Origin of the sequence: Parahoeflea alexandrii (assembly GCF_024105735.1) — a bacterium.
Classification (GTDB): domain Bacteria; phylum Pseudomonadota; class Alphaproteobacteria; order Rhizobiales; family Rhizobiaceae; genus Hoeflea; species Hoeflea alexandrii.
Window position 1 is genome coordinate 1,872,072 of record NZ_JAAAML010000001.1, and the last position, 11,760, is coordinate 1,883,831.

General features: G+C 62.1%; 9 protein-coding genes. 6 read left to right on the forward strand and 3 right to left on the reverse strand.

Annotation, left to right across the window (positions count from 1 at the left end; all coding sequences use genetic code 11):
• The first annotated feature begins 56 nt into the window (after positions 1–56).
• The 4 genes from GTW23_RS08745 (at position 57) to GTW23_RS08760 (ending at position 6,718) form a co-directional block, all read left to right on the forward strand.
• Positions 57–380, forward strand: a complete 324-nt coding sequence (locus tag GTW23_RS08745; protein ID WP_152008759.1) for an FAD assembly factor SdhE — start codon at positions 57–59, stop codon at positions 378–380.
• Positions 377–3,883, forward strand: coding sequence for a transcription-repair coupling factor (mfd, locus tag GTW23_RS08750; protein WP_252915419.1), 3,507 nt, complete (start codon positions 377–379; stop codon positions 3,881–3,883). The genes GTW23_RS08745 and mfd overlap by 4 nt, the downstream gene beginning before the upstream one ends.
• A gap of 189 nt (positions 3,884–4,072) precedes the next feature.
• Positions 4,073–5,191, forward strand: coding sequence for a metallophosphoesterase (locus GTW23_RS08755; protein ID WP_252915420.1), 1,119 nt, complete (start codon positions 4,073–4,075; stop codon positions 5,189–5,191).
• Positions 5,192–5,410: 219 nt separating this feature from the next.
• A complete protein-coding gene (locus GTW23_RS08760; RefSeq protein WP_252915591.1) occupies positions 5,411–6,718 on the forward strand; it encodes an MFS transporter in 1,308 nt (435 codons plus the stop codon).
• Positions 6,719–6,725: 7 nt separating this feature from the next.
• On the opposite strand, the gene GTW23_RS08765 is transcribed toward GTW23_RS08760, so the two are convergent.
• Together GTW23_RS08765 and GTW23_RS08770 are read right to left on the reverse strand one after the other, a co-directional pair.
• Positions 6,726–7,409, reverse strand: coding sequence for a DsbA family oxidoreductase (locus tag GTW23_RS08765; RefSeq protein WP_252915421.1), 684 nt, complete (start codon positions 7,407–7,409; stop codon positions 6,726–6,728).
• 35 nt (positions 7,410–7,444) lie between these two features.
• Entirely contained in the window at positions 7,445–9,223 is a 1,779-nt protein-coding gene (locus GTW23_RS08770) for an extracellular solute-binding protein (RefSeq protein WP_252915592.1), read from the reverse strand.
• 345 nt (positions 9,224–9,568) lie between these two features.
• Here GTW23_RS08770 and GTW23_RS08775 point away from each other — a divergent pair, with 345 nt between their 5' ends.
• On the forward strand, positions 9,569–10,177 hold the full coding sequence (locus GTW23_RS08775; protein ID WP_152008764.1) for an invasion associated locus B family protein: 609 nt from the start codon (positions 9,569–9,571) through the stop codon (positions 10,175–10,177).
• Between the two features lie 88 nt (positions 10,178–10,265).
• On the opposite strand, the gene hspQ is transcribed toward GTW23_RS08775, so the two are convergent.
• On the reverse strand, positions 10,266–10,595 hold the full coding sequence (hspQ, locus tag GTW23_RS08780) for a heat shock protein HspQ (RefSeq protein WP_152008765.1): 330 nt from the start codon (positions 10,593–10,595) through the stop codon (positions 10,266–10,268).
• A gap of 135 nt (positions 10,596–10,730) precedes the next feature.
• On the opposite strand from hspQ, the gene GTW23_RS08785 reads away from it, so the two are divergent.
• Positions 10,731–11,696: an AEC family transporter gene (locus GTW23_RS08785; protein WP_152008766.1), complete on the forward strand. Its 966-nt coding sequence runs from the start codon at positions 10,731–10,733 to the stop codon at positions 11,694–11,696.
• The last annotated feature ends 64 nt before the right edge of the window (positions 11,697–11,760 follow it).

Here is an 11,760-nt window from a genome sequence, read left to right on the forward strand (position 1 = left end):
GCTGACATTTGCGTGGCGACAGGATATGGAAACCGTCCAAACAAAAAAGGCCCGTCATGACCGGAACAACACGCTCAAGCGCCGACCTCGATCCGCGCCGCCGTCGCATTCTCGTGCGGGCGTGGCGACGTGGCATCCGGGAAATGGATCTGGTGATCGGCGGTTTTGCCGACGCCGAGATCGCTGATCTCGGAGATGCGGAACTCGACCAGCTCGAAGAGCTGATGGCGGAGGAGGATGCAGACATTTTCCGCTGGGTGACAGGCGAAGCGGAGACACCGGAGCGCCTCCGCACGGCGCTGTTTGACCGGATGCGCGCTTATGTGCCCGACTTCGAGCCGCAGCAGAACACATCGCAGGGACCGGCGAGCAAATCATGAAACCAGTGATCCCGGTTGCCAAGATCTCCGGTTCGCACACGCCGGTGACGCTGGCCGGTGTGCCGCAGGGCATGGAAGCTTTGGCGCTCGCCGAGCTTGCCCGGTCGACCGGTCCGCTGGCGCACATCATCTCCGACGGCCAGCGCATGGCCGATCTCGAGCAGAATCTCGCGTTTTTCGCACCCGAAATCCCGGTACTCACCCTGCCGGGCTGGGATTGCCTGCCCTATGACCGGGTATCACCGGGAGCCGATGTTTCGGCACGACGGCTTGCGGCGTTGTCTTCCCTGGCGCAGTTCCCGGACAATCCGCATCCGGCAATCCTGCTGGTGACCGTCAATGCCATGCTGCAACGGGTTCCATCGCGAACAGTGGTGTCGGATCTTGGGTTTTCGGCCCGCGCCGGCAACCGGCTGAAGATGGAGGACCTGTCCGTTCGGCTTGCCAAGAACGGCTTCGAGCGGGTCGCTACTGTCCGCGAAGTGGGTGAGTACGCCGTGCGCGGCGGCATTCTCGACGTCTTCGTGCCTGGCGCCGAAGAACCTGTGCGGCTGGATTTCTTTGGCGACACTCTGGAGAGTGTCAGGCATTTCGACCCGGCTTCGCAACGCACGACGACCCAGGCCAAGGAACTTGCTCTCAACGCCATGAGCGAAGTTACGCTGGAACCGGAAACGATCAGCCGGTTCCGCAGCAACTACCTCTCCATGTTCGGGGCGGCAAACCGGGATGATGCGCTTTATGTTGCGGTCAGCGAAGGCCGCCGCTATCCGGGCATGGAACACTGGCTTCCCCTGTTTCACGACGAAATGCAGACGGTGTTCGATTATCTCGGCGGCTTCCGGATCACCGGTGACCATATGCTCGCGGAAGCCGCAAGCGAACGTCGCGCGCAGATCGTCGACCATTACGAAGCGAGGCAGACGGCGCAAAACATCGAGAAGGGCCGGGGTGTCCAGACCACGCCCTACAAGGCGATCAGGCCGGACCTGCTCTATCTCGACACGACCGAACTGCTTGAACGCCTCGATGCCCTCAATGCAGTCCGGTTGACGCCATTTCACGAACCGGAAACGTCGGCGCGGATGGTGATCGACCTTCCGACTGCGACCGGTCCGCGCTGGGCGGCTGACGCGGAATCCGACAAATCGGAAGAGGGCGGCCGCGCCAACCTGTTCGAAAAGCTGGTGACCCATGTCGGCGTCAAGCGTTCCGAAGGGCGCAAGGTGCTGATCACCGCCTGGACGGAAGGATCGCTCGACCGGCTATTGCAGGTCACCGATGAGCACGGGCTTGAACGCGTTGTCCGGATCAACAGTCTTGCCGACATCGACAAGCTGAAACCCGGCGAGGCAGCGGCTGCAGTGCTGGCGATCGAGGGCGGCTACGAGATCGATGATCTTGTCGTTATCGGCGAACAGGACGTGCTGGGTGACCGGCTGGTGCGCCGGGCCAAGCGCAAGCGCCGCGGTGCGGATTACATATCTGAGGTGTCCGGGCTCGACGAGGGCAATTATGTCGTCCATGCCGAACACGGGATTGGCCAGTTCATCGGCCTGCGCACGATCGAGGCCGCCGGTGCCCCCCATGCATGCCTTGAATTGCATTACGCGGGCGACGCCAAGCTGTTCCTGCCGGTCGAGAATATCGAGCTTCTGACCCGCTACGGCTCGGACAGCGCCGAAGTGCAGCTCGACAAGCTGGGCGGGGTTGCCTGGCAGTCTCGCAAGGCGAAGCTCAAGAAGCGGCTTCTTGACATGGCCGAGGGGCTGATCCGGATTGCCGCCGAGCGGCACATGCGCTCGGCACCGGCACTTGCGGCGCCCGAGGGGCTCTACGACGAATTCTCCGCGCGCTTCCCCTATGACGAGACCGAAGACCAGATGGCTGCGATCGAGCGGGTGCGCGACGATCTGGCCGCGGGGCAGCCGATGGACCGGCTGGTCTGTGGCGATGTCGGTTTCGGCAAGACAGAGGTTGCGCTGCGCGCCGCGTTCATCGCGGCGATGAACGGTGTGCAGGTGGCGGTGGTGGTGCCGACGACGTTGCTGGCACGGCAGCATTTCAAGACCTTCACCGAGCGGCTGCGCGGCTATCCGGTCCGCATTGCCCAAGCCTCGCGTCTGGTCGGCGCCAAGGAACTGGCGCTAACGAAAACGGAACTCGCTTCGGGCAAGACCGACATCGTTGTCGGCACGCACGCCCTGCTTGGCTCGTCGATCCAGTTTGCCAATCTCGGTCTCTTGATCATCGACGAGGAGCAGCATTTCGGGGTCAAGCACAAGGAACGATTGAAGGAGCTCAAGAGCGACGTCCATGTGCTCACGCTTTCCGCGACACCGATCCCGCGCACGCTGCAGCTGGCGATGACCGGGGTGCGGGAACTGTCGCTGATCACCACGCCACCGGTCGACCGGATGGCGGTCAGAACCTTCATCTCGCCGTTCGATCCGGTGACCGTGCGCGAAACGCTGATGCGCGAGCACTATCGCGGCGGGCAGAGTTTCTATGTCTGTCCGCGGCTTGCCGATCTCGAGGATGTGGCGGCGTTCCTGCGCTCGGACGTGCCGGAACTGAAATTCGCGATCGCCCACGGCCAGATGGCCGCGGGTGAACTCGATGATATCATGAACGCGTTCTACGACGGGCAGTACGACGTGCTCTTGTCGACGACGATCGTCGAATCGGGCCTCGACGTGCCGACCGCCAACACGCTGATCGTGCACCGGGCCGACATGTTCGGACTGGCGCAGCTCTACCAGCTGCGCGGCCGGGTCGGCCGTTCCAAGGTGCGCGCCTTCGCGCTGTTCACGCTGCCGGTCAACAAGATGCTGACGGCGACCGCTGACAAGCGGCTCAAGGTACTGCAATCGCTCGATACGCTCGGCGCCGGCTTCCAGCTGGCAAGCCACGATCTCGACATCCGCGGCGCCGGCAACCTGCTCGGCGAGGAGCAATCCGGCCACATCAAGGAAGTCGGCTTCGAGCTCTACCAGCACATGCTGGAAGAGGCGGTCGCCGAGGTCCGCGGCGAGGACGCGGTGTTTGATACCGGCTGGTCGCCGCAGATTACGGTCGGGACGCCGGTGATGATCCCTGAAGACTATGTGCCGGACCTGCATCTGCGGCTGGGGCTCTACCGCAGGCTGGGCGAGATTACCGACATTGCCGATATCGACGGCTTCGGGGCCGAGATGATCGACCGTTTCGGGCCGTTGCCGACGGAAGTGCAGCACCTCTTGAAGATCGTCTTCATCAAGGCGCTGTGCCGCAAGGCCAATGTCGAGAAACTCGACGCCGGTCCGAAGGGCGTGGTTGTCCAGTTCCGCAACAAGGAATTCCCCAACCCGGCCGGGCTGGTGGGCCATATTTCCAAGCAGGGCAACATGGCCAAGATCCGGCCCGACCAGAGCGTGGTGTTCATCCGCGACCTGCCGACCCCGGACAAGCGGCTCAACGGAGCCGCCGTGGTGATGACGCATCTGGCGGAGCTTGCGGGTTGAGCGGGTGAGGGTGGCAGAAGCCGAACGGCTCTCTACCTCACCCGGTACAGGCGTCTTTGCCGGTAATGGCATTCGGAAGCCTGCCAGCTCAGACAAAGCCGCCGCCGGGGAAACGGTGGTTCGCTACCAGCATGAACGTTCCAGATTCCCGCGGCTGTGGGATCATTCAAGTCATCAAAGGCGCATGTGATGTTTCATCTGGTTACCGGACTTCCATGGCTGGTGGTTCTCGTCCGCTTCATCCTGCCGCTGCCCTGGCCATGGACGCTGAAGGCAGTCGTGGCGGTGGTACTGCTGATTGCGTCGCAATATCATTATGTCAGCCGGCTGTCGTCAGGCTCGGTGTTTGCGCCGGAGTTCCCGAGGCCATTGGTGATAGCGTTCAATGTCCTGTTTGGTGCAATCGTGCTTCTGGCGGTGTTCCAGATTGCGCTTGATGCGGGGGCACTCGTTGGCCTTGTTTTCACGGGCTATTTTTCCGAACCTGCCGCTGAGGTGAGATATGCCGCAGGCATTGCCGCTCTTGCCCTGTCGTCATTCGGCGTCAGCAGGGCCATCATTGTTCCGCCACTCAAGGACATCGAGATTTCCATCCCGGGCCTTGCCGCGGCGTTCGACGGATACCGGATCGTGCAACTGACCGACCTGCACATCAGCCGGCTGTTTCCGGCTGCCTGGACAGGCTCGATGGTGGCAAAGGCAAATGCGCTTGATGCCGACCTGATCGTCATCACCGGCGACTTCATCGACGGAAGCCTTGAACACCGGCGCGCCGACGTGGAACCGCTTCGCGGCCTTTCCGCCCGTGACGGCATCTATGCCATTTCGGGAAATCATGAATATTTCTTCGATGCTGGCGCCTTCCTGGATCATTTTGAAGCCATGGATATGCGGCTTCTCTCCAACAGCCATGCGGTCATCGAGCGCGGCAGCGACAAGCTGGTGATCGCCGGCCTCCCCGACCGATCGGCAGGTCGAAACGGTTTTCCGGCCCCGGATCTCGAGGCGGCGCTTCAGGGTGCACCGGACGCGGCGCCGGTCATCCTGCTCGACCACCAGCCGATGATGGCCCAGCAGGCGTCGGCTTCAGGAGTGGCGCTGCAGCTCTCCGGACACACCCATGGCGGCATGATCCGGGGGATGGACCGGCTGCTGGCGCGAGCCAACAACGGCTTCGTCTCCGGCCTTTACCAGGTCGGCTCGATGCAGCTTTACGTCAACAACGGCACCGCGCTGTGGCCCGGTTTCGCGCTGCGGCTGGGCAGGCCTGCCGAACTCACACGCATCACCCTGAGGCAGACGAGATAAGGCCTTCCTGGCGGACAGCTTGCGGCACTTGTGGCGCAGCCATGGTGTTGTCATGTGTCTGGCACGACTTTGAATTTTCCGATCGGGTCTGGCGCAATCGGGGCGGCGCTTGTATCGCTGGTGCGAGCAAAAGATGAAATGATCGCGATGCCCACCTCATCCCATTTCGACCAGGCCGACGACGGATTGCCTGCGCCGCGGCGCCACTTCGCCGTCGGCGTGCTCTTGTTGTCGCTGGTGCTGGTCGTGCTCGACGGCGCCATCGCCAATGTGGCGCTGCCCTCTATTGCCATTTCGCTCGGGGCGCATCCCAGCGACACGGTGTGGGTCGTCTCGAGCTACCAGCTCGCCGTACTGGTGGCCCTGCTTCCCTGCGGCGCGCTCGGCGAGATCTATGGTCCGCGACGGGTCTTCCTCATGGGCGTCGCGGTTTTCACGCTCGCGTCAACTGCCTGTGCGCTGGCCGGGAGCCTGCCGCTGCTGGTCGCCGCGCGTTTCATGCAAGGTCTGGGGGCCGGCGCCATGATGGGGCTTGCGGCAATGAATCTGCGGACCGCGGTTCCGCAACGCATGTTGGGAACCATCATCGGCTTCAATGCCATGGCGATCGCGATTTCTGCCGCCGCGGGGCCGGCGGTGGCCGGGGCCATCCTCTCTTTCGCCAGTTGGCCCTGGCTGTTTGCAGTCAACCTGCCGCTCGGTCTCCTGGTGCTGTCGTGCGGCCGGTTTCTCGGCCACATGGCGGGGGTCAGGCGGCGGCTCGATGTGCCGGCACTGCTTGCCAGCGCAGCGATGTTCATCCTTTTCTTTGCCGGCGCGGAACTGATCGCCACCGCCCCCGCAAGCGGATCCATCCTGATCGGATGCTCGATCCTGTGCTTGCTGGCGGTGCTCAGGCTGGAACGCAATACCCCAACGCCGATCGTGCCGACGGATCTCCTCTCCGATCCGGGGTTTCGGGTCGCGGTGATTGCCTCTGTGGCCTGCTTCACCGGTCAGATGCTGGCCTATGTCGCACTGCCGTTCTACCTTCATCACACCATGGGGATGACACCGGCTCTGACCGGCCTCTACATGATGCCTTGGCCGATCGCCACCATCATCATGGCCCCGATAGCCGGACGGCTTGCCGACCGGATCAAGACTGCGTGGCTGTGCGCTTGCGGCGGCGGTCTGCTGGCTCTGGGACTGCTGATCGCAGGATTGTTTCCGCCGGATGCGAAGGGGATAGCCTTCCTGATCGGCACGACGCTTGCCGGGACAGGGTTTGGCCTGTTCCAGACGCCCAACAACCGGATTCTGCTGCTTTCGGCGCCGAAGGCCCGGAGCGGGGCTGCCGGAGCCATGCAGGGCACGGCGCGCCTTATGGGCCAGACGATGGGCGCGATATCGATGTCGATCATCTTCGCGCTGGTGCCAGTGGGCGACGCCCCTGCCATCGCCTTGGTGATTGCCGGATTGTGCACCGCCGTTTCCGCGCTGGTCAGCCTCAGCCGCGCGCGCTACGAAACCGTGAACCGGCGATAGACCCGCTTCAGCCGTTGTCGTTCCCCGCTGCCTCTTTGCCTCGGCTGGCAACGATCTTGCGCATGGCATCGGCCAGCGCCTCGGCGGACTGGGCGCCGACGACCGCGTACTGCATGTCGATGATGAAACAGGGCACCCCGGTGACACCCATCTGACGGGCCTGGTCGATCTCGGCAGCGACCGTGTCGCGATCGGCGTCGCCCGAGAGCAAGCGCTCAACCACCGGCGTCTCAAGCCCGACCTGTTCGGCGGCCTCGATCAGCACGGCGTCGTCGCCAAGGCTCTTGCCATCCTCGAAATAGGCCTTGAACAGCAGTTCGACCATCTGGTGCTGTGCGGGCAGCCCGAGGGAACCGGCCCAGCGGATCAGCCGGTGGGCGTCGAGCGTGTTGGCCGAGACCTTGATCTTGTCAAAGGCAAAGGGAATTTCCTCTTCTTCACCGGCTGCGCGAACCGTGGCGTAGGCCTGCTCGGCTCCGGTGGCACCGCCAAACTTGTCCTCGAGATACTGCTTCCGGTCCTTGCCTTCCTTGGGGAGGGTCGGATCGAGCTGGTAGGGCCGCCACCGGACCTCCACATCGAATTCGTTGCGAACCTCCGCCAGAGCGTCTTCAAGCCGGCGCTTGCCGATATAGCACCAGGGGCACATCACGTCCGAGACAACGTCGATGGTCAATGAGGGAGCGGTCATAAGGTCACCTTTCGGGTGTCTGTCAGTTCAATGGCTCATTGTGCCGCACTGCTGTCCCACCAGGCCGGCAGATAATAGCCGTAGAGCGGCGGGCCAGCATCGGGCTCGGCGATGCGGCTGCGATGCGCGACCCAGGATTTGCCCAAGTGGAAGGCCGGGATGACATAATGCCCGGACAGAAGGACACGGTCAAAGGCGCGGACGGAGGGGCGGAAATCATCCGCGGTGCGGGCATTGAGCATGGAATCGATGGCGGCGTCGATTGCCGGGCTGGCCGCGCCGGCGAAGTTGAATGAGCCCTGGATGTCACGGGAGGCGGATCCCCAGCGGTTGATCTGCTCCGCACCGGGTGAAAGGGACGACGAAAAGGCCTTCATGATCATGTCGTAGTCGAAGGTCTGCGAGCGCTGCTGGTATTGCGCATCGTCAACAGTGCGAATCGACATGTCGATGCCGAGCGCGGCAAGCGAGCGCTGGAAGGCGATCGCCAGTTTTTCCTGTCCCTCGTTCTGGGTCATCAGGTCAAAGGCAAAATGATTTCCGTTTCCATCCAGCAGCTTGCCGTCCTGGATCCGGTAGCCGGCTTCCTGCAGCAGTGTCAGCGCCGCCCGCTGGACCTTGCGGTCGCGGCCCGAACCGTCGGTGACAGGAAGGACCCAGGTTCCGTCGAGAATGTCAGCCGACACTGCATCGGGGAAGGGGGCCAGGATTTCACGTTCGCGCTGATCGGCGGGCCTGCCGTAGCTCGAAAGGTCCGACCCGTCCCAGAAGGAATGGGTGCGCTTGTAAGTGTTGTCGTAAAGACTGCGATTGGCCCATTCGAAATCGAAGAGCATGGTCAGCGCGCGGCGGACCCGGACATCCTCAAACAGCGGCCTGCGGGTGTTGAAGACAAACCCGTACATGCCCGACGGCGTGCGGCTCTCATACTCCTTGCGCAAGATTTCACCCGACGTCACCGCCGGGAAGTCATAGCCGCGTGACCAGTTGGTGGCGCTGCCATCGGGATAGACATCGAAGACGCCTTTCTTGAACGCCTCGAACTGTGCGGTTTCGGAGAGGAAATACTCAACCGCGATCTGGTCGTAATTGTCGATTCCACGTTTGACCGGCAGATCCTTTGCCCAGTAGTCATCCCGGCGCGTATAGGTGATGCGTTCGCCCGGCTTGACTTCGCTGACGATGTAGGGACCCGAACCGATCCCTGGTGTGAGTGTCGACTGGTCAAAGGTCTCCACCTCGGTGGCATGCTTTGGCAACACCGGCGACAGTGACAGGATCAGCGGAAACTCGCGGTTGGAATTCTCGTTGAAGGTGAACCTGACCGAGAGCGGGCCGACCTTTTCCATGCTCGCCACGCGGTTGAGGCGGGTGCTGTAGGGCGGACGGCCCTTCTCCTTGAGCAGTTCCATGGTGAAGATGACATCATCGGCGGTAACCGGTTCACCATCGGACCAGCGCGCGGCTGGATTGATGTTGTACTGAATGAAACTGCGCTCCTCGTCCCACTCCACCGTCTCGGCCAGAAGGCCGTAAAGCGTGAAGGGTTCGTCCTGGGACCGGGCCATCAGCGTTTCGTAGACGAGGTTGCCGAAAACCGGATCGGCCAGACCGCGCGCAGTGGTCCGCATGCTCTTGACGATGAAGGGACGGACACTGTCGAAGGTTCCGACCACGCCATAGGTCACCTTTCCGCCCTTGGGCGCATCCGGATTGACATAGGGCAGATGGTTGAAACCCGCCGGCAATGCCGGTTCCCCATGCATGGCGATGGCATGTACAGGCTCGGCATGAGCTCTTGGCAGACCAGCCATGATCACCCCGGCGACAATGGCCAGCGTCCGAAGCAATTGGTTCATTCCGATCCTCCCGGGCATGTTTCCAGTTCCGCCCCGTGGTTGCTGTGGCGCCGAATCCCGCCCCGAGAATATACGCGCCATCCGGCACAGGCCACCATTGACCGGGCGCCGCCGGTTTTTTTTGGTTCAAGTCCTGCCGCGGGCTGGATATTGGCGTCTTCACGCGCTAACAGGAACGCGAAACAAGCCTTGCTGTTGCCGCATTTTCAATCGAGAAGGCGCGACAGATACAAGAGGGCGCCTCATCCGCGCGAACCCTACGCTGCCCCGCGGGCTGCAACTCAGGAGTAATGGAAACAAATGACCGCCATCACTAAGACCCTTTTCGCAGCCGCCATGTCGGTTGGTCTGGCCGCCGCGTTCATGCCTGCGTCCGCTTCCGCTCAGGGTGCCAACCAGGGCTGGTACAAGACCTGCACCAAGCAGGAAGACAATGATGTCTGCATCGTTCAGAACATCGTCACAGCTCCCACAGGCCAGTTGCTGACCGCGGTCGGCCTGATCAATGTGACCGGCAAGGTGAACCGCATGATTATGCAGGTCACAGTGCCGACAGCTCGCCTGATCCAGCCCGGCGTCAACCTGCAGGTTGATGGCGGCCAGGCCCAGCGCGTCGAGTATGCGATCTGCATGCCCGAAACCTGCGTCGCGGAAATTCTGCTGACCGACGCCATGGTGTCATCGTTCAAGAAGGGCGGCGAACTGGTTCTGACGTCGGTCAATTACCAGCGTACGCCGAACCCGCTGAAGATTTCGCTCGAGGGCTTTACCCAGGCCTGGGATGGCGATCCGATCGCCCAGTCCGAACTTCAGGAGCGCCAGCGCCTGCTGCAGGAAGAAATGGCCAAGAAGGCCGAGGAAGCCCGCAAGAAGCTTGAAGAGGCACAGGCGGCGGCCAAGAAAAACTGATCCAAGCGGTTTTCAACAACAAGGCCCGGATGCATCACGCATCCGGGCCTTTTTGTCGTTCAAGAGCGCTGCCGACAGATTTCTTGAATCAGTGGCTGATCCGCTCCTTGGGCTTGTAGACGCCATCGACCTGGGCCTCGAAGAAATCGCCCAGCTGCGGGTGGCGCACCGGGTGGTCGCTGTCATCGATCAGCAGGTTCTGCTCCGATACATAGGCCACGTATTCGGTCTCATCGTTCTCCGCGAGAAGGTGATAGAATGGCTGGTCCTTGCGCGGGCGCACCTGCTCGGGAATCGCGTTCCACCATTCTTCGGTGTTGGCATAGACCGGGTCGACGTCAAAAATGACGCCCCGGAACGGAAAGATCCGGTGTTTGACGATTTGTCCGATCTGAAATTTGGCTTCTTTGAGCTGCATGTCTTTGTTCCTTTACCCTTTAAGATGGGAACCGTGGACAGAAGTTCAACTGTTTGGCCTTGACGGCGCAGCGCCGGGAACCTACCCCCTTCAATCGCTTAGGCAATGTATTAAGAGCGCAGGCGGGTATCAAGCATGGCTGAAATCACTGGTCTGGTGCTGCCGTTTTTCGGGCTGATCCTGCTTGGCTACATTGCCGCGCGGATTACCCGGCAGCCCCAGGAGGCGATGGGCTGGCTCAATACCTTCATCATCTATGTGTCGCTGCCGGCGCTGTTTTTCAAGCTCCTGTCGCGCACCCCGATCGAACAGCTGGCGCGCTGGGACTACGTGCTGACCAGCATGGTGGTCACCTATACGGTGTTCGCTCTGGTCTTCGCCGCAAGCATCCTCGTTCGCCGTGCACTGATCGGCGAAGCCACGATCCAGGGGCTTGCGGGCGCCTACGGCAACATTGGATACATGGGCCCGGGCATCGCCATTCTGGCCTTCGGGGAGCCGGCCGCGGTGCCGGTGGCACTGATTTTTTGTTTCGAAAACATCATGCATTTCACCATCGCTCCGATGATGATGGCGCTTTCGGGCGGCGACCACCGCAGCCCGGGGGCGCTGGCGCTTGGTGTCGTGCGCAAGATAGCCCTTCATCCCTTCATCCTGGCAACGATAGTCGGTGTTGCCGCCGCCTGGATCGAGTTCGTGCCGCCGCTCCCGGTCGGACGGCTGATCGACTATCTTGCCCAGGCGGCTGCACCCTGCGCCCTGTTTGCGATGGGAGTGACGCTGGCGCTCAGGCCGCTCAAGCGGGTACCGGTGGAGCTGGGCTTCATCGTGCCGATGAAACTGATCGCCCATCCGGTGATGATGTATCTGGGCCTGAGCCTGATCGGCGATTTCGAACCGGTCTGGGTCTACACTGCGGTGCTGCTGGCCTCTCTGCCGACCGCAACCAATGTGTTTGTCATTGCCCAGCAGTACTCGACATGGGTCGAGCGCGCCTCCGCCACCGTGCTGGTCACCACCGTCTGCAGTGTCGGCAGCGTCTCAGTCCTGCTATGGTTGATCACCAGCGGCACCTTGCCGCCCGATCTCTTTCCCGGCTGAACGGACAGAATTCCTCGTTGAGAGGCATTTTAGCATTGCGATATATAGTGATTTCAAGTTCCTG